Raw genomic sequence first — 25,168 nt, forward strand, 5'->3', positions numbered from 1 at the left:
CCTATTATTTTAATTGCCAGGGAACATCCATCATTCCCTCCTTAGGTGAACCACCGTCATTGTGGAATATCAGCGAGATTAACTCCCCTCGACGCACCAGCGGACAGAGGTAATATTTTCATGCCCGCCAATTCTTGACATAATAATATCCCCTGCCTTGCGATAATCGGTATGACCGACCAGTTCAAGGCGGATTTCTTTATGCCCCTGTTCTTGCGCTGAAATTGAAACCATTCCCTGCAGGCTGAGCGCTATCTCTTTACTGAGATTGAGTAATAGCTGGCGAATCGCCTTTTCATGTTCGCTATTACAGATAATATTCAGGACGTAGCATTTCTCTTCCTCTGTCGCCCCGGGGAAGCGATTAATACGCTGGGCCGCTTCACGTAATAAAATATTGGCACAGAGGATTATCAGCGTCGCCGCCGCCGCTTGCCAGAACTGCCCCAGCCCGCACAGCACGCCAATCGCCGCAGAACACCACAGCGTCGCGGCAGTATTCAGCCCCCGCACGTTCATGCCTTCACGCATGATGACGCCAGCGCCGAGGAAGCCAATTCCGGAAACCACCTGCGCCGCAATACGTCCCGGACTATCCGGCGATGTTGAAATTGAACTAAGAATAAAAACCGCCGCGCCGGTAGCCACCAGCGCATTCGTACGCAGGCCTGCCATTCGCTGCCGCCATTGTCTTTCAGCGCCAATTAGCGCGCCTAATAGCATCGCTGCGAGTAAATTTGCGATATAAGGAAACATCAACACAGCTTCCTCCATTTTTTCTGGAAGAATTAATGACGTGCTTTATTAAGCACACGACAAATTGTCGCCATTAAGGCGATTAACGTCGTGTTGACGGTGGAGGGAATAATGTATTTTTAAACATGAACATGACGATTATCCTCGCAGCCATGCTGCATTGTGTATTATGGGTGGCAATCGTCAAATGAGGAGATTGCTGCCCGCCGGTCTGGCAAGCAGCGCAGGGAAAATAGCGTCAGCTTGCCTTTTTGTTTTTGTTAGGGTGACTGTCCAACATATTTCTCCTGTTTGAATTTGCGCCTATTATAGTCATCCGTTTATATGAGTAAAGTTAAAATCTTCCGTTAGTGACGATTTGTTTAGGATTATCTGATGCTACAAATCCGGACTGCTGACTGCATAACTGGATAATATGGCTGATCCGCCAGGCCCGGTAAGGCGTTAACCCCACTCTGACGAACAGCCCAGCACGCACTTCCCCTATGGGGGTGTTATCAGTCGCAGGGAAAGATTCATGTTGTATCGCCATTCAACGCCGATAACCGGCAATCTTTATCCCATCTGGTGGTTAACTTCAAATATCACCGTCGGGGTGAACAGAAAGCAGTTTAATTACCAATAATATGGCATTTTATCAGCATTTTTTGCTGCTCATCGTCCGTATGGCGCATGATTAAAAATTTAAAACCACTAACAATCAATTAACATTAGCAGGCAAACATTTTACCTTAAGGAAATAATAATATGTCTACCCCCCAGGTTCTGGGCGACGTACCGTTCAGCGCCCCAGGAGAGCCCCACTCCAGCTTAACCGCGCGCATTGATGCGCTCCCCGCATCAGTTGGCCTGTGGACATTTATCACGCTACTGGCGCTGGGCGGTTTCTTCGAGCTATACGATCTTTTTCAGACCGGTTATATCAGTACAGGACTACTGGCAGAAAATATCTTTCATACCGGTGAAAACGGCATTTTCGGCATCTCCGACCAGGCGGCATTTGCCTCGTCAACCTTTATGGGACTGTTCATCGGCGCCAGCCTGCTGGCGCCTCTGGCGGATAAACTGGGACGTCGCCTGACATTTATGTTCGCCCTCGCATGGTACGGCGTTTTCTCCCTGATTATGGCGCTGCAGAACAGCGCCGAAGGGGTGATCTTCTGCCGTTTCCTGGTTGGGGTCGGCCTCGGCATTGAGCTCGTTACCATTGATACTTACTTAAGTGAATGGGTGCCTACGCATCTGCGCAACAAAGCCTTCGCTTTCGCTTTCTTTATTCAGTTCCTGTCGGTTCCCGCCGTGGCGCTGATGTCCTGGTTACTGGTGCCCACCACCCTTTTCGGTCTCACCGGCTGGCGCTGGGTCATTATTTTCGGCGCACTCTGTTCGCTGGTAATTTGGATTATTCGCAAGAATTTGCCGGAGTCGGCACGCTGGCTGGATGAAAAAGGCCGTCACGAGGACGCCCACAAGGTAATGTGCGAAATGGAACAACGCTGCGGCGTTTCTCCATCGCCGCGTCATCATATTGAGAAGCAAAATAACCCGCTGAAACTGGGCGCGTTTAAAGAGATCTGGACGCCGCAGTACCGCAAACGCACGATCATGCTGATGGTAATGAATTTCTTCCAGTCCATCGGCTTTTTTGGTTTTGGTAACTGGCTGCCAGCGCTGCTTTCCGGCCAGGGAGCCAGCATCACCCACAGCCTGTTATATGCATTTTTTATTACCCTTGCCTATCCGCTTGGCTGTCTGTTTTGCACCCGCTTTGTCCATCACTTTGAAAACAAATGGCAAATTGTTCTCTCTGCATTGATGACGGTGATTTTCGGCACCCTGTTTGCGCTGGAGAACAGCCCACTATTGCTGGTGGTGTGCGGATTTATGATCACCTGGTCGAACGCCTGGCTGACCATCAGCTATCACGCCTATCAGGCGGAAGTCTTTCCAACGCACATTCGCGCCCGGGCAGTGGGCTTCTGCTACTCCTTTAGTCGGCTCTCAACGGCAATTACCAGTATTCTGATTGGCATTATCCTGCAATATGCCGGTGCGCCAGGGGTGATTAGTTTTATCGTCGCCAGCATGCTGATGGTGATGTTGTCTGTGGGTATCTTCGGGCCGAAAACCCGGGGAATCAGCCTGGAGAATATCTGATGGCAAGCGCCGCCAGGATTCGCGGGCGGCGCTTGCCTGCAATCGTTTGTCATCGCTAAGTCGGTCGGCGAACCTTAAGGCCGACCTATAAAGCCGATCTCAGGCCGTCAAACATCGCTAACCTACTGGCGTTCGGTAAAAATCACCTGCGCATCGGCAAAACATTTTTCCGCCAGCGACGACACCGGCTCCTTGTTGCGCATGATCAACGCCAGCGTTGAGTCGACCTCCGTTTCCGCAATGGGGCGGATTTCCAGATTATCGCTTAACGCTTCGAGGCCATTATTCAGCGGCATAATCGCGCAGCAGATCCCGGCCTGTACCGCCTGGATAATTTGAAAAGTGGAGTCACTTTCAAAAACGTACTTCGGCGTCAGCCCCTTTGACTTGAAGCTCATTTCAATCGATTCACGGTAATACATGCCCTTAGTCAGAAAGCCAAGAGGCAGCGCGGCCAGCGCGTCCCACTCAGGGATCGCATCGCCAAACTGAAAATAACGCTTATCATGTAACAACCCCATCCGGGTCCTGGGCAACCAGACCGCGTGAAATAACGGACTATCAACGTGGTGCAGATAGCAGATCCCAAGATCCAACTGATTACGGCTGACACCATCAATAATCTGCTCTGACGTCATTGATAACAGACTGAACTGCAGTTCCGGGTATTTATCGGCCAGCGGCTTAATCAGTTGCATCGGATTCAGGCTGGCTAACGGCACCATTCCCACTCTTAGCTGGCCGACCATATGCCCACGACAAATCGCCGCTTCCGCTTCCAGTCCATCGTGGGCCGCTAAAAGCGCGCGCGCCCAGGCCAGAATACGCTCGCCTTCCGGCGTAAATCCTTCAAAGCGTTGTCCTCGCTGAATCAGCGTCAGGTTCAACTCGTCTTCCAGATTACGGATGCGCATGGAGAGCGTGGGCTGGGTGATGTGACAGGCCGCCGCGGCCTGGCCAAAATGACGCGTTCTGTCGAGCGCAATCAGATATTTAAGCTGTTTAATATCCATCAATAATCCAGTTATTGCGCATTGCGCCGGCGCTTTCCGCCGCTGCTGTCAGCACAACAGGAAAAATGTTAGCTAAATGTTATGTTCAGCCTTGATGAAATTCAAGCGCCATCAACGGTGGCGCGTGTATCGGCCTACAGCTACAGGGGGCGGATTTTGTTGGGCGGGCTCTGACACAGAGCCCGCAATGGCAGGCGACATACGCGGAATAACGGCTTAACGAAGCCCCGCCAGCGCGCGGATCTCTTTCGAGCGCAGAGTCAGACGGACAGGGGCCGATTTATAGGAGGGCGTGCCGCTCTCTTTATCAAGATAATCCAGCGGCACCAGCACGTTCGCTTCGGGGTAATAGGCGGCAACAGTGCCCGGTGCGATGCTATAAGCCACCACGGTGATATCCTCCAGCCGCTGGTGATGACCCGGCAGCGCGGAGCTAATATCCACCCGATCGCCATGCTCTAACCCCTGCTCTGCCATATCCTGCTCATTCATAAACAGCACATCACGACGACCAAAAACGCCACGGTAGCGGTCATCCATAGCGTAGATGGTGGTGTTATATTGATCGTGACTGCGCAGTGTCACCAGGCGCATCACATTTTCCCCCTCAACCTGCTGGTTTTCATGGATGCCGTGGAAAACCGAAAACATCGCCTTACCGGTCGGCGTCGGCCAGATACGTTCAGTTGGCGGCAGCGGCATACGAAAGCCCCCGGGATGGCGTATACGCTGGTTGTAATTGTCAAAGCCGGGAATCGTTTGCTCGATCAAATCGCGGATCCTGTCGTAATCCGCGACCAGCGCCAGCCAGTCAATTTTACTCTCAGGCAGCGTCGCCATTGCCATTCCGGCGACAATCGCGGGCTCCGAGCGCAGATGCGGGGAAGCGGGTTTCAGTTTGCCTGATGAAGCGTGAACCATCGACATCGAATCCTCGACGGTAATCGACTGACGCCCCGTCTCCTGGATATCCAGCTCGGTGCGGCCCAGACAGGGCAGAATAAAGGTCTCTTTGGCGACCAGCAAATGCGAACGGTTAAGCTTGGTGCCAATATGTACGCTCAGATCCAGCCCCCGCATTGCCGGAAAGGCCCGTTGGTGATCCGGCATCGCCACCGCAAAGTTACCACCAAGACACAGCAGGGCTTTGGATTCGCCGTCGATCATCGCCTGTAGCGCTTTCACCGCATCGTGACCGTGCGCCTGCGGCGGTTCAAAACCGAACACCCGGCGAAGGTTGGCCAGAAACGGGGCGCCCGGTTTTTCAGTGATGCCCACGGTACGGTTACCCTGCACGTTGGAGTGGCCGCGCAACGGGCAGATCCCGGCGCCGGGCTTACCAATATTTCCGCGCATCAGCAGCAGATCGGCAATCAGGCGCACGTTTGACGTGCCTTTGTTGTGCTGGGTGATACCCATACCGTAGGTAATAATGGTGGCATTCGATTTGGCGTATGCCGCCGCCACCCGCTCAAGATCGTCGCGCGTCAGGCCAGACTCACGTTCAATATCGTGCCAGTGGGTAATTGCAAGATCCTGGGCGAAATCAGCAAAGCCCAGCGTATGTTCGTCGATAAACGCCCGATCCAGCACCCCGCCCTGCTCTTTTTCCATCCGCAGCAACGCTTTCGCGATCCCCTTTAATGCCGCCGCGTCGCCGCCGGCTTTCACCTGAAAATAGGTGGAGGCAATGTTGGTTGAACGGTATGTCGCCATCTCGATGACATTCTGCGGGTCGGCGAAACGCTCCAGCGCACGCTCTTTTAGCGGATTGAAAACGATGATCGGTACACCGCGGCGCGCCAGCTCATGCAGCGTCCCCATCATTCGCGGGTGGTTGGTGCCAGGGTTGTGCCCGATGGAAATCACCAGTTCGGTCTTGTCAAAGTCATCCAGCGAGACCGTGCCTTTGCCGATACCGATGGACTGCGGCAGGCCGACGCTGGTCGACTCATGGCACATGTTGGAGCAGTCCGGGAAGTTGTTGGTACCCAGTTCACGGGCAAAAAGCTGAAATAAGTAAGCCACTTCATTGGAGGCCCGCCCGGAGGTGTAAAACTCAACCTCATCGGGCTGCAGAGAACGGAGGATTTCGCCGATACGGGTGAATGCCTCTTCCCAGGCAACCGGACGCAGGGTATCGCTCTTTTTATCGTAGGCTAAAGGCCGGGTTAATCGACCATAACCTTCCAGTTCGAAGTCGCTCTTTTCCAGCAGTGAGGTGACCGTATTGGCAGCCAGAAATTCCGCGGTGACGCGTTTACTGGTGGCTTCCCAGGTCACGGCTTTGGCGCCGTTTTCACAGAACTGAAACGTCGATTTATGCTCTTTATCCGGCCAGGCGCAACCGGGGCAGTCAAATCCATCCGGCTGGTTAGTACGAAGTAGCGTGGACGGTGCATCGAGTACATCCATTTGCGTACGCACGGCAATAGCGGTGGCTTTTAATGCGCCCCAGCCCCCTGCCGGACCATCATAAGGATGGACCCCTGGAACGACGCGTTTTTTACTACTCATGTTAACTCCTGATGTGCTTTCAGCAGCGAATTGCAGGCGATCCGCCGTACTCTCTCTTATCGCCCGCGATCGGCATATCATCCCGTCATACTTCAGGTTGCATGGGCGTGGGCAATAATCTGGACTCACCACTTCTGGGCAACGCAAGCGCTGTTTAAAAACAGCCACAGCGTTTTGTCCTGCAACTTAAATGATTCAGGGGCGATAACGGGCTTTTTATTAACGAAAGCATAACAATCAGGGCCGTCTCTGTATAATCAATGTTGTCTATCATGCATTAGATTTAACTTATTTAACGAATAATAAACATACACAATGGCTAATGACATCAGGTCAGATTGAAGTAGCGATCCGGCTTAAGTTGCTCCGGTAAGGGGGACTGGTCTGTCATATCCAGCAGATTGCGCTCAATAGTATTGCACCGGCGCGCCGACCAGTCGCTCGCACCCACCGAGCGCATGACCGAGTTCAACGACAATGCATCCCCTGAATAATTCACATTACAGGATGGCTAACCGGCACTCATCCGGCGCATTGCACAGTGATACGCGCCGTTACGTACCGACGCGCGCAATATGCGCGCAATGCCATGTACCGCAATCCGCGCACCATGCCGCCGCGCCGGGCGCATCGGCAAATGAAGCATCTCCTGCGCCCAGGACGGTAACAGGTCAATACCGGCACACATCATGATCCGCCCAACCGGCTGGCTTAACCGGCCTGGCAAGCGCGTCGACAGCAGCAGGTCAGCCACTTCGCGGGTTCGTTCATCACAGCGTAACTGCGGGCGCATATCCTGCAGGTAGTCGGCAACCTGACGGGGAGTGACCGGGATATCACGCGCCCCAAGACGGCGGGCGATCTCCGCGGCTTCCTGATAATACTGCTGCTGACGGGCGGTGCTGACCACAGTGCGTTTATAGCGCAGATGCGAGGCCATAAAGCTGCTGCACTCGGCAACATGGACCCAGGTGAGCAAATCCGGATCGCTGGCCCGATACGGCGTGCCATCTTTGTCCTCGCCGCTCACCCGCAGATGGATCGCCTTCACTTTTGCGATCAGCCGTTCGGCATCAACGACGGTGCCAAAAGTCGTGGCGGAAATAAACTGGCTGGTTCGGCGCAGACGGCCAAAAATATCGTCCCGGAAACGGGAGTGATCCCAGACGCCCGCCAGCGCCAGCGGGTGCAGCATCTGTAACAGCAGCGCGCTGATGCCGCCGCACAGCATGGCGGTAAAATCCCCGTGAACCTGCCAGATAGCCGACTGCGGGCCAAACAGCCCCGGTTCGCCTTTGGGATGTTCAAAATCTATCTCTTTCAGCGCCATGCCGGTTAAGCCCAGAACCTGGGATTCGATCATTCCGCGTATGCCGATCATGACTTTACCTGCTCGTTTCGTTGAGCGGCAAAGATAGCATTATTCGCTGCGGGAGGCATTCGCCAACGGTGGCGTTAACCCAGGAAATGCCCGCCGGTAGCGGGCACCAGAGAGGTTAAGGGTTAAGCTGATAGTCGAGGCTTATCTCAGCATTCAGCACCTGTGATACCGGGCAGCCAGCCTTCGCTTTCTGAATAATGCCGTCAAAGACGTCGGCATCAACGCCCGGCAGAACGATTTTGCTCTGTAGCGCAATGTTGGTGATCGCAAAGCCGCCGCCGGATTTATCCAGCGTCACCACCGCCACGGTATCAATAGAAGTGGCGGTATAGCCCTCTTCACTGAGCATCAGCGAGAGCGCCATAGAGAAACAGGCGGCATGGGCGGCGCCGATAAGCTCTTCCGGATTGGTCCCCTTTACGCCTTCAAAGCGCGTGTTGAAACCATAAGGCTGTTGATTGAGCGCGCCGCTCTCGGTAGAGACGGTTCCCTTACCACTTTTCAGATCCCCTTCCCAATGCGCCTGACCTTTCTTATGAATTGCCATTATTCGCTCCTTTTTGACATTAAAGGGTTAAGAGCCTATCCCATTAGGGCTATTTTGCTTGTCATTTTGAACCTGGGCAGTGCTCAGAATCCTCACGTACTACGTGTACGCTCCGGTTCTTCCGCGCTGGCCGTGTTCAAACTGTCTGCGCCAATAACGCCTGGTGGGATAGGCTCTAAGTATAGAAGCCCTTTACCCCTTTGGACGGCGCACGCTTTTTTCGTCAGTTCAATCCGCTGTGATATTTTTGCTCATATTGACGCCGGTGACGCGGAATCCGGTGGCTTCATAGAGATGACGAGCGCGTTGATTATCCCCGGCAACCCGCAATTTAATTTGCCTGATACCTCTGTTTTTCAGTTCATTCTCAAAGGCAACCATAGTCTGTTTACCCAACCCCTGGCCCTGAACGGTCGGAAAAATATAAAAATCGCAGATAAACGCAGAGCGCGTTGGCTCATCTGGCTTGTACCAGAGATAGCCAATCGGCGTTTCTCTCCCCTCAACATCATTGAGTAAACAGAGCAGAACCTGGCCGCGGGTATTGACGCCAGCGGGTAAAGCCTCCGCGATTTCCTGTTGCGCCTGAGCCAGCGCGGCCGACGATGAAAGGCCATAGTTGGCCGCAATTTCTGCGGCATAATCGGGGAGAAAATAGTCGAGATAAGCCGGGTACTCGTCATTACGCATCGGGCGAAACAAAATCATTGGCGGTTCCTTGTCTTCCGGTAGTTTGAGTCAGCGTCTGCTGAATCGCTTCGAGAAATAGCGGCAATGCGCTCGGGGGATAATCACGTGAGAGATAAACGCCATACACGCCCAGCGCTTTCGGCTGCCAGGCCGGTAACACCCGTTTCAGCGCGCCGCTGTTCAGCGCCCTTTGCGCCTCCAGTTCCGGCAGCATGGCGATGCCGCAACCGGCAACCGCAGCCTCCAGCAGCAGCGAAGAGATCCCGGCGCTAAGATTACCGGACACCGCCACCGCGATCTTGTCGCCAGCAGGATCGGTAAACTGCCAGCTCTGGCTGGCGAAATGGCTATAGTGCAGGCAATTGTGATGCGCCAAATCCTCCGGCGTTCGCAGCGGTCCGTGGTGCTGTAACCAGCGCGGCGAGGCGCACAGCACGGAACGGCAGACGCCAAGGCGGCGGGCGATAGCGCCCGGCTCCGGCTTATCGGTAATACGAATCGCTACGTCGATCCGCTCGCCAATCAGGCTCACTGGATGGTTGTTGATATCCAGTTCAAGACGCAGCTGCGGATAGCGGGCAAGAAAATCCGGTAAGAGCGGTGAGATAAGCTGCATGGCGGTGAAATGGGCGCAGGCAACCCGCAGCGTACCGCTGGGGATCGCCCGTTCGGATTGCCCGGCGATTTCATCCGCGAGTTGCGTCAGCGTTCGCGTCTTTTGCAGCACCTTTTCCCCGGCGGGCGTTAAGGTCAGCTTACGGGTTGAACGATGGATCAGCCGGGTTCCTGCCCACTGCTCCATCTGTTCCAGATAGCGGCTAACCATCGGTCGCGACATCCCCAGCGCGCGCGCGGCGGCGCTTAAACTCCCCAGTTCACAAATACGCATATACACCTGCGCGGCGATCACCCGATCCATTTTCCGTTTCCATCTGCACGTTTTATGAAACTCAGCATCTCTTTTTTCAGGAATTTTCGCAAATCCAGAAATCCGTACAATAGCGTCTATTCATCTGACGGAGAGAAACCAATATGAAATTATCTGCCCTTGCTATCGCCACCACGCTGTTCAGCACCACACTACTGGCCGCCCCTTTAACGCTGCAAACCTACAATCCGCAGGAGAACGGTATTTTCGCCGTCAACTCCACTCTCGTCTCCGGCCCCCATGAAGCCGTGTTATTTAATGCCCAGTTCAGCAGTAAAGATGGTGACAAACTGGTTGATATGATTAAAAAAAGCGGTAAAAAGCTCACCCGCATCGTCATCACGTCCGGCGATCCTGATTTCTACTTTGGCCTGCAGCCGCTGGTTAAAGCCTTCCCGGATGCAAACGTGGTAGCCACCGCTGAGGTCGTGAAACATATCAATGCCACCAAAGCGGCCAAACTGGCGTACTGGGGCCCGCAGATGAAAGACGGCGCGCCGCAACAGATTTACGTTCCACAGGTGATTGCCGCTAACAGCTTCACTATCGATGGCGAAAAAGTCGAGATCCGCCAGCCACAGAATTATGCCGCCTTTGTCTGGATACCGGGGAACAAAGCGATTCTTGGCGGTACCGGCGTCGCGTGGGGGATGCACGTCTGGACAGCGGATACCCAAAGCGTCGCCAGCCGTCAGCAGTGGATCAATACCCTTGACGAGATGGCTGCTCTGCATCCGCAACGGGTGATCCCCGGTCATTATCTCGGCACGCTGCCAGCAGGCGATCGCGCGATTGTCTTTACCCGCGATTATCTGATCCAATTTGAGCAGACGCTCAAAGAGCATAAAGATTCCGCAGACGTCATTAAGGTGATGAAACAGCGCTGGCCGGGGCTCGCGGAAGAGAGTTCGCTGGCGCTGAGCGCAAAAGTGAATACCGGCGAAATGAAGTGGTAATCCCCCGTTAACCAGCAACAATGGATAACCACGGGCTCACGATTCCTGCCGGACGGCGGCTAACGCCAGATCCAGCCTGGCCCGAATTTATCCCGCAGCCCCGTAAGGCGTCAGCCTTCCGGGCAATACGGACGGTTCGTCCGTTACTCCCGTCGAGCGGGCGTTGTTAATCTGTGCTTTCAGCATTGCCAATCCAGGCAAACTGGACCACGATAATTATCACTGCCCCAAAACGGGCGGTGTACTTAGGGTTAAATTTCGTCCGGCGCAGGTCGGGCTTGTCCTTGAAACCGCAACAGGATAAAGGAGTAAGAATGAAATCGAACCATCAGGCACGTCATCTTCTCGGTCTGAACTACAAACTTTCCCGGCAGAAAAAAGTGCTGCTGGAGGGCGATGAAGAAACTACGGTTAACCACGTCCACGCCACCGGGCGCAAACGCCGCGGTGGATAAATTTTCAGCTGAATGATGATAAAAACACCGTCCCTTCCTGCGGATGGTGTTTTTTAATACTATCGCCCGGATATTTACCCTTCTTTGATGTCATCTGCTCTATACTCTGGCCGCTGCAATTTCCTGCCAGCCCCTCGCCTGTCGCCGCGCATGGGCTGAAGCGATCATCAAGGAGTTAGTGCGATGCAATTTACTCATAAGAAAAACCGCTCTCTTTATATCCCATATGCAGGTCCCGTTCTGCTTGAGTTTCCTCTTCTCAACAAAGGCAGCGCCTTCAGTATGGAAGAGCGTAGCAGTTTTAATCTGCTGGGCCTGCTGCCGGAAGTGGTGGAAACCATCGAAGAACAGGCTGAGCGCGCCTGGATCCAGTATCAGGGCTTTAAGACCGAGATCGATAAACACATTTACCTGCGCAACATCCAGGATACCAACGAAACCCTGTTTTATCGCCTGGTCGGCAATCATCTCGACGAAATGATGCCGGTGATTTACACCCCCACCGTCGGTGCCGCCTGCGAACGCTTCTCTGAGATCTATCGTCGCGCCCGTGGCGTATTTATCTCCTGGCAGAACCGTAACAACCTCGACGATATCCTGCAAAACGTGCCAAACCATAACGTCAAGGTGATCGTGATGACCGACGGCGAACGAATTCTTGGCCTCGGCGATCAGGGTATTGGCGGGATGGGCATTCCTATCGGTAAATTGTCGCTCTATACCACCTGCGGCGGCATCAGCCCGGCCTACACGTTGCCGATTGTGCTGGATGTCGGCACCAATAATCAGCAACTGCTGGATGACCCGCTGTATATGGGCTGGCGTCATCCGCGCATCACCGACGACGAGTATTACCAGTTTGTTGATGACGTTATCCAGGCGATTAAGGCCCGCTGGCCGGACGTTCTGCTGCAGTTCGAAGACTTCGCGCAAAAAAACGCCATGCCGCTGCTTAACCGCTATCGCCATGAAATTTGCTCATTTAACGATGATATTCAGGGCACCGCTTCAGTAACCGTCGGTACGCTGATTGCCGCCAGCCGCGGCGCGGGCAGCCAGCTAAGCGAGCAGAAAATTGTCTTCCTCGGCGCCGGTTCCGCGGGCTGCGGGATCGCCGAGCAAATCATCGCCCAGATCCAGCGTGAAGGTTTAAGCGAAGAAGAGGCCCGCAAACGCGTGTTTATGGTTGACCGCTTTGGTCTGCTGACCGATGCGATGCCGAACCTGCTGTCGTTCCAGAGCAAACTGGTGCAAAAACGGGAACATCTGCAAGACTGGGACACCACCAATGATGTCCTGTCGTTACTCGACGTCGTGCGTAATGTGAAACCGAATATTCTCATCGGCGTTTCCGGTCAGCCGGGGCTGTTTACCGAAGAGATTATCCGCGAAATGCATAAACACTGCCCGCGTCCGATTGTGATGCCCCTGTCCAACCCGACCTCCCGCGTGGAAGCGACGCCGCAGAATATTCTCAGTTGGACCGACGGCGAAGCGCTGGTCGCCACCGGCAGTCCGTTCGCGCCGGTCACGCTTAAAGGCAAACAGTATCGCATTGCTCAGTGCAATAACTCCTATATCTTCCCGGGGATTGGGCTCGGCGTTATCGCCTCCGGCGCATCCCGCGTGACCGACGAGATGCTGATGGTCGCCAGCGAAACCCTGGCAAAACATTCGCCGCTGGTTAATAACGGTGAAGGGCCGGTCCTGCCTGAGCTCAAGGATATACAGACCGTTTCCCGCGCTATTGCGTTTGCTGTCGGCAAAGTTGCGCAGGAACAAGGCGTGGCGGTGAAAACCTCCGCCGAAGCGCTGTTGCAGGCAATTGCGGATAACTTCTGGCAGCCTGAGTATCGAAACTACCGCCGGACATCAATTTAAGCGGCAGCACGGCCGGGCCTGAGGTTCAGGTCCGGCTTGTTACTTTTCCTCAGTTGTCTCCGTTTCGTTCAGCGCTAGCCAAAACGCCTTTTGCCCTCTACACTGCAGACACCCATCAACCAACTGAATAGAAAAGGAGGATCCCATGCCGTACTGTGAAATGTTTAATTTTTCACATACATTTGGCGATCGCACCTGCTCAAGCGTTATCGGTATCGTGCTGCGATAACTTCGGCTTGAGCGAAGAAACCAACGTCTGAATCCCTTCCCTCGGGCTTACCGGGTTATCGTCAGCGATGTTTGACGAGGCGTTTTTACGCCTGTAACTCTTGAGTAAGTTCACAATGAGCACATTACTAACTGCGCAATCTCTCCATGCTGATACGGCGTTTGGCCCGCTGTTCACCGATCTCTCTTTTACCCTGAAAAAAGGCGACCGCATTGGCCTTATCGGCTATAACGGCTGCGGCAAAAGCACGCTATTACAGGTGCTGGACGGCACTATCGTTCCCACTTCCGGCTGCGTGTCACTGGCAAACCACTGCCTGATGGCGCGGGTTGAGCAGCATCTGCCGGATACGCTGTTAGCGCAGCCTCTGCTTCAGGCGGTGCTGGCAAAACTTCCCGCCATTGACCGAGAGCACCAGCGCTGGCAGGCAGAGAGATTACTGGCGGAGACGGGGTTTACGTCAGCGGAGATTGTGCAGCAAACGTCAACCCTGAGCGGTGGTCAGCATACCCGACTGCTGCTTGCCAGAGCGCTGATCCAGCAACCGGATCTCCTGCTGCTCGATGAACCGGGAAATCACCTCGACCTGCCGACCCTGTTGTGGCTGGAGAGCTTCCTGCAAACCTGGCAGGGGAGTTTCGTTCTGGTATCGCATGATAATACATTACTGGATGCGGTAACTAACTGCAGTTGGATCCTGCGTGACAGAACCCTGCACGCCTTCTCCCTGCCCTGCAGCGCCGCCCGCCGGGCGCTGGAAGCACAGGACGCCAGCGACGCGCTGCGCCATAAAGCGGAGCAAAAAGAGATCGACCGTGTTACCGCCAGCGCCAAACGGCTGGCTATCTGGGGGCGGACGTATGATAACGAAGATCTCTCGCGCAAGGCCCGGCAAATGGAAAAGCAGGTACAACGCCTGAAGGAGAGCCAGACCGATCTCACCGTCGGAACGCCATGGCGGCTGGCGCTGCACGGCGACGCGCTGCGGGCGGACAGCTTGCTGGAGATGGAGCAGCTCGCCGTGCCATCGGCGCCGGGTCTGCCCGCCCTGTTCACCGCTAGTCTGATGCGCCTGAAAAGCGGCGATCGGGTGGCGGTTATGGGCCGTAACGGTTGCGGTAAATCCTCGCTACTGCGTTTGCTGTGGCGGCAAATGCAACAGGAGAAGGCGGATAACGGGTTGCGTCTGCACCCGCGACTGAAGGCGGGTTATTACGACCAGACCCTGCGCCAACTGGCGGATGGCGACACACTTCTCGACGCGCTGGAATCCTTTGAACCGGCAGCGGAAACGCGCAAGCGGGCGCTGATCGCCGCCGGGTTTACCTGGTCGCGTCACGGGCAAAAAGTCGGCACCTTAAGCGGCGGCGAACGTTCGCGTCTGCTATTCGTCGGTCTGTCGCTGGCCCGCTATAGCCTGCTGCTACTGGATGAGCCCACCAACCATTTGGATATGGATGGCAAAGCGGCGCTGGCGGCCACGCTGCGTGATTACCCCGGCGGCCTGCTGCTGGTGAGTCACGATCGCGAACTGATCGACATGAGCTGCAATCGCTTCTGGTTGATTGATGAGCACGGGCTGAACGAATGGCATAGCGCCGAGGAGGTCTACGATGTTTTGCGAAACCGCAATTCTCTTCCGGCGAGGCAACCCTGGCCGGTAATCACCAGTGAGCCGGTCATGAATCATGATGCGCTGCTGGAGCGGTTGCTGACGCTTGAGCAACTGCTGGCCGACGATCTCGCCCGCAAGCTAAAGCATCAAAAACCGCAGCGACAGGCGCAGTGGCGTGAAGAGATTGCAGCCATCAACGCGCTGTTAAGTTAAATGTCGTTCCCGGCGGGGATATCCGCGCCGGGAACGCATTCGCCCCGGTCGTGGGCCTGTTTTTTTAATCTATTGCGGATTTTTCTCTTTCCAGGCATCCCATGCCGCTTTAATTTCCTGCTTCGCCGTGGCGGCATCGTTGAAACCGTCCAGCTCAACTTTTTTACGGCCATCCGGCAGCTGTTTATAAACGCGGAAGAAGGCCTGCAGACGCTCCTGCTCAATCTTCGGCAGATCGCTGATATTTTTGATGTCGTCGTAGGTCGGGTCAATTTTACTTGCCGGAACGGCAATGATTTTGTCGTCCTTCTCGCCGCCGTCAATCATCTTTAGTACGCCAATGGCGCGCAGTTTGATTAGCGTCCCTGGGGCCATTGGCGCACGGGTATAAAACACCACATCCAGCGGATCGCCATCGCCAGCCAGAGATTGAGTCAGTGAACCGTAGTTAGCCGGATAGGCCACCGGCATCGACTGAAAGCGATCGGCAATCAGAAAGCCGGTTTTGGCGTCGGTTTCATATTTGATAATGCCGCCCGCCGGGATTTCAGTCACGGCGTAAAACTCTTCCGGATTGTTTTTCGGCTGCGGGAAGTCCAGTACGTTCTGTGCCTGGGCGGCTGCGGAAAGCAGAAGCCCTGCGGTAAGGATAGTTTTTACCAGATGCATTGTATTATCGCTCTATTGTTATAAGAAATTGAAAACCAAAACGATAAAGGGAACGGATGAATTAAATATGACGATAATATTTCACTAAGGTGATGGCGAAATCCGGGCACTTACCTCCGTCGCCCTTCTGTTCCGCTACGCGATGAGTCCGGTGTATAACAATCATTTTCTGCCTGCATAATTTATTCAAATTTTATGAACAATATCCGCAAATTGTTTCGATTTTAATCAGCGAATGGTCGGCATATTATTTATCACATCGGGGCAAAAACGCTCCTCTACACACAAAATGCTTAAGGAATACGACCATGAAATCCATCAAAATTTTCGTTTCAGTTGCCGCTCTCTCAATGATCTCCTTCGGTTCTTTTGCCCAAAGCATCAGCGCCAGCGCTGCAACACTGGACCGCGCAGAAGCGAAAATTGCCGCCCAGGCAGCCAAACAAGATTCGTCCTACAAAATTACCAGCGCTCAGTTCAATAACCGCGTGCATATGACCGCTGAACTGACTAAATAAAATTAACACATCGCCGGGCCGCCAAAAGAGACAGTCGACAACGACAGCACGATGAGAGAAGGAACAAAACATGAAAAATATCAGCGTGATGATCACCGCACTGCTTTTGGCTGCTTCGCTTTCGTCCGGTGTGGTGGCCGCAGAACATAGTTTTACTCAACCAGAAGCGGGGGCAAATATTGATACCTCGGTGCATCAAAATCATATTGATGTCAGCCATGCTTTTGATAAAGAGAGTCTGACGGCAAATAATCTTCAGTAAGACAGTACATGGCGCGAGCGGAAATATCCGTTGGCGCCTGTTTTTCCTGCCCTTTCCCCACCCATTATCCGCCGGTGATTCCCTTATTCAAAATTCGCAAAAAGCAGTCGTTCAAGGCTATAAAAGAAAAGAACGTCACGTTACTCTATAAACCCGCATTCTTTAATCAAAGTTCGTATCAGCTCAGCCGCAGGAAGCTCGCGAATAAGATTAACTCCCTGTCCTGCCCAGTGAGCGCCATACTGGTAATCCCCCTGAATGCTTGCCGCGCTGGCCTGCGTCGCCTCCGGTGGCTACGCCTGCCTGCTGCCTCAAAGCGTACTCGACACTCTGTATCTGCCTCCGGGAAACCAGGTGCAGCCGGTTGGACAGGCGATCACGCAACTTATCTGGCGTAAAGACTATTCCTCTCCGGCTCTGAATCAAATGCGCCAGCTCCTTGAATCAGCGTCCGATCATGATGCGTTACCGGGTGCCAGAACCAGCAGCATGATCGACACCACGATTAACGCGGGATTGAACGATACCAGATGCTTAGCTGAACAGTGAATATGACGCGGGGTACTGCTGAGTCCTGGACATTCATGTCCGGGATATTTTATCGGTGGCTGAAAGCCAGTCTGGCGGCAAACAGCATAAAGAGACCGCCGGTCGCGCGATCCATCCATTGAACGAAGGTCGGTGTTTTCAATTTCACCCATTCAGATTCCGTGGTCTGTTCCGTTCACTATAAACTCGCGGATATTCGTTATATCCACAGCGTGTGAACGGGCAGGGGGACGTTTCGCCCGTCCCCCTGCACCCCCGGCATTGCGCTGAAAACCTGCCGCTCCGCGGTCCGCTCCACTCCGGCTTCATCTGGCGGACCGGGCGGGACTCGACGTCCCTGTCTCGACCCGCCCTCTGGCCGCCGTCCTGGCGACCAGTCCTGGATGCGCGCCTGCGTTCCCGCCAGGTTTCCTTGATGCGCCCAACCCCCATGCGGTGAGTCCGTTATTCGTCAGGGGCTTTTCAGAGGCTGAAAATCATAAAAAAGTTATATCCTTTATATTTCAGCCCGTATCAGCTCAGTAAGCGAATCAACTGAATCAGATTTTCGTTTAAACCACCGATAATGCGATTGCCACAGGAAAATAAAACAAAAGACAACTCCGATGATTTGCTTAAGTGAACGGCATTACGACGGGGTCTGAGTATTAATTGACTACCCAGCCAGCATAAGTAGACGGCTCCGCAGCACTTCAGCAAGTCATACGCCAGCTCCGATGCCGCCAGCAACGCCCCGAGACCAAAAGCGACCGCCGCCCCCAGATAAAACACCCTGTATCAATCCCCAGTGCCGCCTGAAAGACTTTTTTCCGCCTTCCGCGGTGGATGTGCGCAAAATTAATGAGTATCAAGGCCTGGGGTAAGCGTCAGCAGAAGCGCGGCAAAAGAACAGGCAAGAATAAAGGCTCTTCGCGACAAATGACTGCCGCAAAAACAGATACAGTCATTTGACCAACCCTTTATCAATACAGGTTATTATGACATTTAACCATATGCGCATCGCCAGGCCGGTCTCCGATCTTGCACTGAGTAGTAAAATGTACTGCGAAGGCCTTGGCCTGGCGCAGATAGCGAGTTTTTCCGATCATGACGGCTTTAGCGGTGTGATGGTCGGGCACCGGGATACTGGCTGGCATCTGGAGTTCACCCTCTGCCATCATCATCCGCTCACGCCCTCACCCGGCGCGGAGGATTTACTGGTGCTCTATTACCCGCAAGCCGCAGCATGGCAGGAGCAGTGCGGAAAAATGCTGACCGCCGGTTTCATACTGGTCAGCGCGTTTAATCCGTACTGGAATGTGAACGGCAAAACCTTTGTCGATCACGATGGTTATCGCGTGGTGCTGCAAAACAGACGCTGGATACTCTAAATCGGCTACACCACTTATCGATGTATTGATTATCGCGCTAACCGGCTGGTGTTATATCGAGTTCGTGAATTTACCTGCAATAACGTGCTGGTTTATTGCGGCGCTGAGGAATATGCGTCGAGCGATGTCTGACGCAAATGTTGGCAAAAAACTAATCAATATTTGACTGCAATTCGGCTTCCATGCCACCATCGCGTCAGCGCCCGGCAAAGAGGCGCGATGGTGGTACGGGTGAATATCAGAGATCGTATGATTTAAGGTCCATGCCCGTCCGCAACCTGATCTGGCGGGAAATAAAAACATGCACCAAAGTTTTAATCAGCGCGTCCATTTTTATTACTGCGTTTTGGTCGCACTGAAAATATATACAAAATCGAAAAAATCGGGTGGCGTCCGGGGGAAAAATAATTTCCTGCTGAAATGGCTGCGCAAAGCTCAGGACAACAATATCTTCCACCCGGATATTACCAGTGAGATCGAATGGTTACGCGGCAAAATTATTCAGGCTGGCTATGATACCGACCTTGAGCCGATGCTGGATTTTGTTTACGCCACCGCTAAACGCGCGGAAGATCTTAAAAACGCCGAATAATTTACACCCGGGCCGTCTGACCCGGATGTCCGGTATTAGCGTTTTTTACGGTGCATCAGGCGGTAAACCGCCGGGATCACCAGCATCGACAGTAACGGCGCGGTAATCATCCCGCCGATCATCGGCGCGGCAATACGCTGCATCACCTCTGAGCCGGTACCGCCTCCCCACATAATCGGCAGCAGTCCGGCCATAATTGTCGCCACGGTCATCACTTTCGGACGGACACGCAGCACCGCCCCTTCATGGATCGCTTCGTTGAGGCTTTGGTCATCAAGCTGGCCGTGTCGTTTGGCGATTGCCTGATTTAAATAGAGCACCATAATCACCCCGAACTCCGCCGCCACGCCCGCAAGGGCAATAAAGCCGACGGCTGCCGCTACCGACAGATTGTAGCCCAGCAACCACAGCAGCCAGACGCCGCCGATCAGTGAAAACGGCAAGGTGCCCATGATCAACAGCGCGTCTTTAACCTTACTGAAGGTGACGTAAAGCAGGATAAAAATAATCATCAGGGTAAATGGCAGCACGATTTTCAGCTTCGCCGTGGCGCGCTCCAGATACTCATACTGCCCGGACCAGGTCAGCGAGACGCCTTCGGGCAGCGTGAGCTGCTTGCTGACGTTACTCTGCATCTCGTCAACGGCGGATTTCAGATCGCGCCCGCGAATATCGACGTAGATCCAGTCCGACAGGCGGGCATTTTCGCTTTTCAGCATCGGCGGTCCATCAGTGATGGCGATATCCGCCAGTTCAGAGAGCGCCACCTGCGCCCCGCCACGCGTTACCACCGGCAAATCGCGCAGCTTTTGCAGCGAGTCGCGGATTTCACGCGGATAGCGGACGCTTATTGGATAGCGTTCGCGCCCCTCGATGGTCTCACCGATGTTATCGCCGCCCACGACGCTGGCGACCACCGACTGTAGCTCCTTCACCGATACGCCATAACGTGCCGCCTTCACCCGGTCAATATTGATATCAATATAACGACCACCGTCGAGGCGTTCGGCCAGCGCCGATGTCACCCCCGGCACGTTACGCACGATGCGTTCGATTTCCTCGGCGGTTTTTTCAATTTCCGCAAGATTATTGCCGTTCACTTTGATGCCTACCGGGCTTTTAATGCCGGTCGCCAGCATATCCAGGCGGTTACGAATCGGCGGAACCCAGACGTTGGCGATTCCCGGAACCTTCACCGTATTGTCCAGCTCGCTGATAAGCTTATCCATGGTCATGCCGGGCCGCCATTCACTTTTGGGCCTTAACCGGATGGTGGTTTCCAGCATGGTCAGCGGCGCCGGATCGGTGGCGCTATCCGCCCGTCCGGCCTTGCCGAACACGCTTTGCACTTCTGGAATGGTCTTAATCAGACGGTCGGTCTGTTGCAGCAGGCGTCCGGCTTCACGGCTGGAGATCCCCGGCAGCGTCGAGGGCATATATAACAGATCGCCCTCATCAATTTGCGGCAGAAACTCGCTGCCAAGCCGGGACAGCGGCCATAGCGTGGCAACCAGCAGCAGCCCGGCCACCGTCAGCGTCACTTTCGGCCACTGCAACACCTTGTCCAGCAGCGGCTCATAGGCGCGGATCAGCCAGCGGTTAAGCGGATTGGCGGTTTCATCAGGGATTTTGCCGCGAATGAAATACCCCATCAGCACCGGAACCAGCGTGATCCCCAGCCCTGCAGCCACCGCCATCGACCAGGTTTTGGTGAACGCCAGCGGTGCGAACATCTTGCCTTCCTGCGCCTCAAGGGTGAATACCGGAATAAACGACAGGGTGATAATCAACAGACTGCAAAACAACGCAGGCCCCACTTCCGATGCCGCGCGCTGAGCTATCTGCCAGTAATCGGCGGAAGATGGCTGGCGTTCGGCATGATCGTGCCGCCACTGCTCCAGTACCTTATGCATATTTTCAATCATCACGATTGCCGCATCGACCATCGCCCCGATGGCTATCGCAATGCCGCCAAGCGACATCATATTGGCGCTGACGCCCTGATAGTGCATGACAATAAACGCGCCGAGGATCCCCAGCGGCAGCGTGATCATCGCCACCAGCGCGCTGCGGAAGTGGAACAAAAATAGCGAGCAAACCAGCGCAACGACGATAAACTCTTCAATAAGCTTATGAGTCAGGGTTTCGACCGAATTTTTAATCAGCTGCGATCGGTCATAGACCGGGACAATCTCTACTCCTGCGGGCAGGCTTTTTTTCACCTCCGCCAGTTTGGCCTTCACCGCATTAATGGTGGTCAGGGCGTTTTTGCCCGAGCGCATAATGATAATCCCGCCCGCCACTTCGCCTTCGCCATTCAGCTCGGCGACCCCGCGACGTATCGCCGGGCCGCGGCGCACGCTGGCGACGTCGGAAAGCAGCACCGGCACGCCGTTGCGCGAAGCGATTACCACCTGATTGAAATCATCAATAGACTTCAGGTAGCCGGTGGTGCGCACCATATATTCCGCTTCGCCCATTTCCAGCACTGAACCGCCTCCTTCCTGGTTGGCGCTCTGGATCGCGCTAATGACCTGTTCATGGGTGACATTCAGCGCCCGCAGCCGATCGGGATTGAGGATCACCTGATACGCTTTCACCATCCCGCCAACACTGGCAACTTCCGAAACATCCGGCACAGTTTTCAGTTCATATTTAATGATCCAGTCCTGAATTGCCCGCAAATCGCCCAGACTATGCTGACCGCTTTTATCGGTGAGCACATATTCAAACACCCAACCTACACCGGTGGCGTCCGGCCCCAGCGATGCTTTCGCTTCCGGCGGCAGACTGCTCTGGATTTGGCTTAAATATTCCAGTACCCGGGAGCGCGCCCAGTACGGGTCGGTCCCGTCATCGAACAGTATGTAAACGTAAGAATCGCCAAACATGGAAAAACCGCGCACGGTTTTCGCTCCCGGCACCGACAGCATCGTGGTGGTGAGCGGATAGGTTACCTGGTCTTCCACAATTTGCGGCGCTTTACCGGGATAACTCACGCGAATGATCACCTGGGTATCGGAGAGGTCCGGCAACGCATCCAGCGGTGCTCGCTGCACCGACCAGACGCCCCAGGCAGCCATAATAAACGCCGCCAACAGTACCAGCAGGCGATTGCGCAATGACCAACGGATAACGGCGGCAATCATAGCGACTCCTTAGCGCCGCTCATCGGCATTATTGTCGTGATTCGCGCCCCGTCATCGGTAAGGGCAAAGCTAAACATAACCGACTCGCCGGGGCGGATTTGTTGGCGCTGCTGCGGCGTAATAGCGAAATCCATGGTCATTGCCGGCCATTTCAGTTCGGCGACCGGCTGATGCTCAATGGTCACCGTCTCACCGTTCAGCGCTTTGATAACGCCATGCGTTGAGTAGTTTTTTCTCTCTTCGCTCTGCCCGGAAAGCTGTGGCAACGCGCTGCGCAGACTGGCTTCGGAGTCAATCAGGAACTGACCGGAGGTGACCACTTTCTGTCCCTCTGCAAGACCGGATTTAATCTCAACCAGACCATTCTGCGTACGCCCGGCGATCACTTCCACCGGTCGGAAATGCCCCTCGCCGTCGGCGATCAGCACCCGATTGCTGGCACCCGTAACGATCAGCGCCTCTTCAGGAATAGTCAGAACCGCACTCCCCTGAGTCTCATCAACCAACTGGATGTTTACATACATTCCCGGTTTGAGCCGATGCTGCGGATTAGTGAGGACCACGCGGGCTTTCAGCGTGCGGGTGCTGGTCTCAAGGTCAGGAAGCAGTTCACTCACCGTTCCCTGAAAGGTGGTGCCAGGCCAGCTGCGGGTGGTCGCCGTCACCTGACTTCCAACGTGCAGCAAGCTGGCCTGGTTTTCTGGATAATCAATCACTATCCATACCGGATCGAGGCTGGCCAGCTCGAACAGCGGCTGCGTTGCCGTCACCTGCGCGCCAGTACGGACATCAAGCTTGCTGATATACCCCTCATGCGGCGCACGAACGGTCATGCGGGTTTGCGGCTTGCCGCTGCGCTCGACGCTGCGGATAATCGCTTCCGGCATAAACTGCAGTTGCAGGCGGCCGCGTGCGGCGGCAGTCAGCCCGCGATCGCCAAGCTGTCTCACCGCCAGATACTCCTGCTGGGCTGCCGCCCACTGGGGAATCCACAGTTCCGCCAGCGCCTCGTTCTTTTTAACAAACTGCTGAGAGGCGTTGACGTGGAGTTTCTCAATCAGGCCTGTGGCCAACGCCGGAACCGTCTCAACGCTGCGCTCATCAATGGCGACCGTCCCGAAGGCATTTAGCTTCGGCGCCAGCGGCTGGCGGGAAACGTTAGCCGTGCGCACCCCAAGATTTTGCTGCACACGGGCGCTGATTCGCACCCCACCGGCGTCATCCCCCTCGCCTTCATCGGCATAGCGCGGGACCAGATCCATATCCATAAACGGTGATTTTCCCGGTTTATCAAACCGCGTGCCGGGGCTCATCGGATCGTACCAGTACAGCACTTTACGTTCCGCCGGGTTGTGCGGCTTCTCAACGGATGACATCGACACGTTACGCGAGCCCAGCCAGTATCCACCCGTTATGGCAAGAATGACGGCCAGCGCCACAAAAAAAAGAACAGATTTAAGCTTCATTATTTAACATCCTGCGGAATAAGGTAGCGAATGGCGGCCCACGCATTAGCGAGCGCTTTCTCAGCATTATTACTGGCGATCTCGCCGTTAAGCAGATCACGCCGGGCCGAGAGCAGTTCCATCAGCCCACCGCCGCCAGCCCGATAGCGGGCGTTGACGAGGCTCACTTTTTTGCGCAGCAGCGGCAAAATGTCGTTTTGCTGGCGGTCATAAATGGCTTTCGCGGCATGGTATTGCGAGATCAACTGATACTGCTGCGCCTGGTGTTCGCGCACCAGCAGGGTCAACCGATCATTGGCTTCATAGGTGCGGGAGACATCGGCGGCGTGATCTTTGTCCTGGCGTTTACCCTGAAAAACAGGCAGGTCGACGGTAAACATCACACCGACCATATCGTCGTAATCGTCCCCGCGCCTGGCGTAATAGACCTCGACCCCGACATCGGGGATCGCCGCCACGGCGGACTGCCCCGACTTCGCTTTTGCCAGATCGGCTTCTCGCGCCGCCTGAATCACTTCCGGATGGAGCTTAACGCCTTCAAGCAAGGTGGCCTCATCGGCAGGCAATCGCTCGATACGCGGTAGCGGGCCGGAGATATCGCGGACATCCTTGCCGGTAAGCTGCATTAACCGCGCCTGAGCAATCTGCACGTCGCGACGGACGTTATCCTGCTCATTTCTCATGGCGTTCAGCGCCAGTTGAACGTCCAGCACGCTACCGGGCGTGACGCTGTCGCTGCTGACGCCCGCTTTTTGCACCCCGATTTGTCGGGACGTCTCGCTAATCAGTGCCTGAACCGAACGCAGCGACTTCTGCGCCACCGCCAGATCCAGCCACGCCTGAGCGGTTTCCCGCTGAAGTCTCGCGCGAATAACATCCGCATTGGCGGCAGCTCGCCGCGCCTCGGCGGTTATCGAGTCGGCTTTACGCTCGCGCTTGGTGCTGCTGATGTATTCTTGCATTATGCCGACCTTTTCCATGGTCATGCCCTCGCGGGTCAGACGACGACCGTTGTTTCCGCCGATCGGGACATTCTCAATCCCCAGTTTCAGCTTCGGATCGGGCAGTTGCAGAGCGGAATCCGCCCTGTTTTTTAATGCGTTAACCTGATAATCGTTGGCGGAAAGTTCGGCGGAATAACTTTCCGCCGCCGATAAGGCTTCTGTCAGCGTCGTCGCTTGCCCGCCGGTTGATATCAGCAACAGCAGAAGTGGCAGCCCCAGGGCCGCCTTATTTAAGATGTGCATAATGACTC

Annotated in this window: 21 protein-coding genes and 4 pseudogenes; 10 read left to right on the forward strand and 15 right to left on the reverse strand. The window is 54.8% G+C overall.

Going from position 1 to position 25,168, the window contains the following annotated elements; all coding sequences use genetic code 11:
- Positions 1–78 precede the first annotated feature (78 nt).
- Positions 79–774: an MgtC family protein gene (locus FN037_RS08340; RefSeq protein ID WP_138362369.1), complete on the reverse strand. Its 696-nt coding sequence runs from the start codon at positions 772–774 to the stop codon at positions 79–81.
- Positions 775–1,503: 729 nt separating this feature from the next.
- Here FN037_RS08340 and FN037_RS08345 point away from each other — a divergent pair.
- The gene (locus FN037_RS08345; RefSeq protein ID WP_142501985.1) at positions 1,504–2,913 is read left to right on the forward strand and encodes an MFS transporter; all 1,410 of its coding nucleotides are present in this window, start codon (positions 1,504–1,506) and stop codon (positions 2,911–2,913) included.
- Positions 2,914–3,035: 122 nt separating this feature from the next.
- Here the strand turns inward: FN037_RS08345 and FN037_RS08350 are convergent, their stop codons facing one another.
- From FN037_RS08350 to FN037_RS08380, 7 genes and pseudogenes are all read right to left on the reverse strand, one after another.
- Complete coding sequence (locus FN037_RS08350) at positions 3,036–3,926, reverse strand: LysR family transcriptional regulator (protein ID WP_142501986.1); 891 nt, start codon at positions 3,924–3,926, stop codon at positions 3,036–3,038.
- Between the two features lie 216 nt (positions 3,927–4,142).
- Positions 4,143–6,443, reverse strand: a complete 2,301-nt coding sequence (locus FN037_RS08355; protein ID WP_138362372.1) for an FdhF/YdeP family oxidoreductase — start codon at positions 6,441–6,443, stop codon at positions 4,143–4,145.
- A 328-nt stretch (positions 6,444–6,771) separates the two neighbouring features.
- Positions 6,772–6,864: pseudogene (locus FN037_RS08360) on the reverse strand (ibestrophin); the annotation flags it as partial.
- 90 nt (positions 6,865–6,954) lie between these two features.
- Entirely contained in the window at positions 6,955–7,824 is an 870-nt protein-coding gene (locus tag FN037_RS08365) for an oxygenase MpaB family protein (protein WP_142501987.1), read from the reverse strand.
- 115 nt (positions 7,825–7,939) lie between these two features.
- Positions 7,940–8,371, reverse strand: a complete 432-nt coding sequence (locus tag FN037_RS08370; RefSeq protein WP_138362374.1) for an OsmC family protein — start codon at positions 8,369–8,371, stop codon at positions 7,940–7,942.
- A 228-nt stretch (positions 8,372–8,599) separates the two neighbouring features.
- Positions 8,600–9,079, reverse strand: a complete 480-nt coding sequence (locus FN037_RS08375) for a GNAT family N-acetyltransferase (protein ID WP_142501988.1) — start codon at positions 9,077–9,079, stop codon at positions 8,600–8,602.
- Positions 9,054–9,980, reverse strand: a complete 927-nt coding sequence (locus FN037_RS08380) for a LysR family transcriptional regulator (RefSeq protein WP_142501989.1) — start codon at positions 9,978–9,980, stop codon at positions 9,054–9,056. The genes FN037_RS08375 and FN037_RS08380 overlap by 26 nt, the downstream gene beginning before the upstream one ends.
- 113 nt (positions 9,981–10,093) lie before the next feature.
- Here FN037_RS08380 and FN037_RS08385 point away from each other — a divergent pair, with 113 nt between their 5' ends.
- From FN037_RS08385 to FN037_RS08400, 4 genes are all read left to right on the forward strand, one after another.
- Positions 10,094–10,945, forward strand: coding sequence for a Vmh family MBL fold metallo-hydrolase (locus FN037_RS08385; protein WP_142501990.1), 852 nt, complete (start codon positions 10,094–10,096; stop codon positions 10,943–10,945).
- Between the two features lie 314 nt (positions 10,946–11,259).
- On the forward strand, positions 11,260–11,400 hold the full coding sequence (sra, locus tag FN037_RS08390; protein ID WP_138362378.1) for a stationary-phase-induced ribosome-associated protein: 141 nt from the start codon (positions 11,260–11,262) through the stop codon (positions 11,398–11,400).
- 183 nt (positions 11,401–11,583) lie between these two features.
- Positions 11,584–13,281 carry an NAD-dependent malic enzyme gene (locus FN037_RS08395; protein WP_138362379.1) on the forward strand — a complete coding sequence of 566 codons (1,698 nt, stop codon included), beginning with the start codon at positions 11,584–11,586 and terminating at the stop codon, positions 13,279–13,281.
- 344 nt (positions 13,282–13,625) lie between these two features.
- Positions 13,626–15,338, forward strand: coding sequence for an ABC-F family ATP-binding cassette domain-containing protein (locus FN037_RS08400; protein WP_142501991.1), 1,713 nt, complete (start codon positions 13,626–13,628; stop codon positions 15,336–15,338).
- 69 nt (positions 15,339–15,407) lie between these two features.
- On the opposite strand, the gene FN037_RS08405 is transcribed toward FN037_RS08400, so the two are convergent.
- Positions 15,408–16,007 (reverse strand): inorganic diphosphatase, encoded by a 600-nt coding sequence (locus tag FN037_RS08405; protein WP_142501992.1) that lies wholly within the window; start codon positions 16,005–16,007, stop codon positions 15,408–15,410.
- Positions 16,008–16,315: 308 nt separating this feature from the next.
- Between FN037_RS08405 and FN037_RS08410 the strand changes: the two genes are divergently transcribed.
- Positions 16,316–16,525, forward strand: coding sequence for a YdgH/BhsA/McbA-like domain containing protein (locus FN037_RS08410; protein WP_142501993.1), 210 nt, complete (start codon positions 16,316–16,318; stop codon positions 16,523–16,525).
- Positions 16,526–16,595: 70 nt separating this feature from the next.
- The gene (locus tag FN037_RS08415; RefSeq protein ID WP_138362383.1) at positions 16,596–16,787 is read left to right on the forward strand and encodes a hypothetical protein; all 192 of its coding nucleotides are present in this window, start codon (positions 16,596–16,598) and stop codon (positions 16,785–16,787) included.
- A gap of 140 nt (positions 16,788–16,927) precedes the next feature.
- Here the strand turns inward: FN037_RS08415 and FN037_RS24575 are convergent.
- A pseudogene (locus FN037_RS24575) lies at positions 16,928–17,062 on the reverse strand (nitronate monooxygenase); the annotation flags it as partial.
- On the opposite strand from FN037_RS24575, the gene FN037_RS08425 reads away from it, so the two are divergent.
- The gene (locus tag FN037_RS08425; protein WP_260607826.1) at positions 17,046–17,336 is read left to right on the forward strand and encodes a hypothetical protein; all 291 of its coding nucleotides are present in this window, start codon (positions 17,046–17,048) and stop codon (positions 17,334–17,336) included. The pseudogene FN037_RS24575 and the gene FN037_RS08425 overlap by 17 nt on opposite strands.
- A gap of 49 nt (positions 17,337–17,385) precedes the next feature.
- On the opposite strand, the pseudogene FN037_RS08430 reads toward FN037_RS08425, so the two are convergent.
- Positions 17,386–17,478: pseudogene (locus tag FN037_RS08430) on the reverse strand (LysE family translocator); the annotation flags it as partial.
- Positions 17,479–17,966: 488 nt separating this feature from the next.
- Positions 17,967–18,254: pseudogene (locus tag FN037_RS08435) on the reverse strand (LysE family translocator); the annotation flags it as partial.
- A gap of 59 nt (positions 18,255–18,313) precedes the next feature.
- On the opposite strand from FN037_RS08435, the gene FN037_RS08440 reads away from it, so the two are divergent.
- Entirely contained in the window at positions 18,314–18,706 is a 393-nt protein-coding gene (locus tag FN037_RS08440) for a VOC family protein (RefSeq protein WP_142501994.1), read from the forward strand.
- 301 nt (positions 18,707–19,007) lie between these two features.
- Positions 19,008–19,298 (forward strand): hypothetical protein, encoded by a 291-nt coding sequence (locus FN037_RS08445; protein WP_142501995.1) that lies wholly within the window; start codon positions 19,008–19,010, stop codon positions 19,296–19,298.
- A gap of 35 nt (positions 19,299–19,333) precedes the next feature.
- Here FN037_RS08445 and FN037_RS08450 read toward each other — a convergent pair whose 3' ends face one another.
- The 3 genes from FN037_RS08450 to FN037_RS08460 are packed head-to-tail and all read right to left on the reverse strand — an operon-like array spanning position 19,334 to position 25,160.
- Positions 19,334–22,447, reverse strand: coding sequence for an efflux RND transporter permease subunit (locus tag FN037_RS08450; RefSeq protein ID WP_142501996.1), 3,114 nt, complete (start codon positions 22,445–22,447; stop codon positions 19,334–19,336).
- Positions 22,444–23,913: an efflux RND transporter periplasmic adaptor subunit gene (locus FN037_RS08455; protein ID WP_142501997.1), complete on the reverse strand. Its 1,470-nt coding sequence runs from the start codon at positions 23,911–23,913 to the stop codon at positions 22,444–22,446. Before FN037_RS08455 ends, FN037_RS08450 begins: the two co-directional genes overlap by 4 nt.
- On the reverse strand, positions 23,913–25,160 hold the full coding sequence (locus FN037_RS08460) for a TolC family protein (protein ID WP_142501998.1): 1,248 nt from the start codon (positions 25,158–25,160) through the stop codon (positions 23,913–23,915). The genes FN037_RS08455 and FN037_RS08460 overlap by 1 nt, the downstream gene beginning before the upstream one ends.
- Between the last annotated feature and the right edge of the window lie 8 nt (positions 25,161–25,168).

Source organism: Klebsiella sp. 2680, assembly GCF_900198535.1.
In the GTDB taxonomy this organism is placed as follows: Bacteria; Pseudomonadota; Gammaproteobacteria; order Enterobacterales; family Enterobacteriaceae; genus Klebsiella; species Klebsiella indica.

What these genes read in the sequence shown, in the direction of transcription:
- FN037_RS08340 (WP_138362369.1), bottom strand. Translation starts at nt 774, where the DNA reads ATGGAGGAAGCTGTGTTGATGTTTCCTTATATCGCAAATTTACTCGCA.
- FN037_RS08345 (WP_142501985.1), top strand. Translation starts at nt 1,504, where the DNA reads ATGTCTACCCCCCAGGTTCTGGGCGACGTACCGTTCAGCGCCCCAGGA.
- FN037_RS08350 (WP_142501986.1), bottom strand. Translation starts at nt 3,926, where the DNA reads ATGGATATTAAACAGCTTAAATATCTGATTGCGCTCGACAGAACGCGT.
- FN037_RS08355 (WP_138362372.1), bottom strand. Translation starts at nt 6,443, where the DNA reads ATGAGTAGTAAAAAACGCGTCGTTCCAGGGGTCCATCCTTATGATGGT.
- FN037_RS08365 (WP_142501987.1), bottom strand. Translation starts at nt 7,824, where the DNA reads ATGATCGGCATACGCGGAATGATCGAATCCCAGGTTCTGGGCTTAACC.
- FN037_RS08370 (WP_138362374.1), bottom strand. Translation starts at nt 8,371, where the DNA reads ATGGCAATTCATAAGAAAGGTCAGGCGCATTGGGAAGGGGATCTGAAA.
- FN037_RS08375 (WP_142501988.1), bottom strand. Translation starts at nt 9,079, where the DNA reads ATGATTTTGTTTCGCCCGATGCGTAATGACGAGTACCCGGCTTATCTC.
- FN037_RS08380 (WP_142501989.1), bottom strand. Translation starts at nt 9,980, where the DNA reads ATGGATCGGGTGATCGCCGCGCAGGTGTATATGCGTATTTGTGAACTG.
- FN037_RS08385 (WP_142501990.1), top strand. Translation starts at nt 10,094, where the DNA reads ATGAAATTATCTGCCCTTGCTATCGCCACCACGCTGTTCAGCACCACA.
- sra (WP_138362378.1), top strand. Translation starts at nt 11,260, where the DNA reads ATGAAATCGAACCATCAGGCACGTCATCTTCTCGGTCTGAACTACAAA.
- FN037_RS08395 (WP_138362379.1), top strand. Translation starts at nt 11,584, where the DNA reads ATGCAATTTACTCATAAGAAAAACCGCTCTCTTTATATCCCATATGCA.
- FN037_RS08400 (WP_142501991.1), top strand. Translation starts at nt 13,626, where the DNA reads ATGAGCACATTACTAACTGCGCAATCTCTCCATGCTGATACGGCGTTT.
- FN037_RS08405 (WP_142501992.1), bottom strand. Translation starts at nt 16,007, where the DNA reads ATGCATCTGGTAAAAACTATCCTTACCGCAGGGCTTCTGCTTTCCGCA.
- FN037_RS08410 (WP_142501993.1), top strand. Translation starts at nt 16,316, where the DNA reads ATGAAATCCATCAAAATTTTCGTTTCAGTTGCCGCTCTCTCAATGATC.
- FN037_RS08415 (WP_138362383.1), top strand. Translation starts at nt 16,596, where the DNA reads ATGAAAAATATCAGCGTGATGATCACCGCACTGCTTTTGGCTGCTTCG.
- FN037_RS08425 (WP_260607826.1), top strand. Translation starts at nt 17,046, where the DNA reads ATGCTTGCCGCGCTGGCCTGCGTCGCCTCCGGTGGCTACGCCTGCCTG.
- FN037_RS08440 (WP_142501994.1), top strand. Translation starts at nt 18,314, where the DNA reads ATGACATTTAACCATATGCGCATCGCCAGGCCGGTCTCCGATCTTGCA.
- FN037_RS08445 (WP_142501995.1), top strand. Translation starts at nt 19,008, where the DNA reads ATGCACCAAAGTTTTAATCAGCGCGTCCATTTTTATTACTGCGTTTTG.
- FN037_RS08450 (WP_142501996.1), bottom strand. Translation starts at nt 22,447, where the DNA reads ATGATTGCCGCCGTTATCCGTTGGTCATTGCGCAATCGCCTGCTGGTA.
- FN037_RS08455 (WP_142501997.1), bottom strand. Translation starts at nt 23,913, where the DNA reads ATGAAGCTTAAATCTGTTCTTTTTTTTGTGGCGCTGGCCGTCATTCTT.
- FN037_RS08460 (WP_142501998.1), bottom strand. Translation starts at nt 25,160, where the DNA reads ATGCACATCTTAAATAAGGCGGCCCTGGGGCTGCCACTTCTGCTGTTG.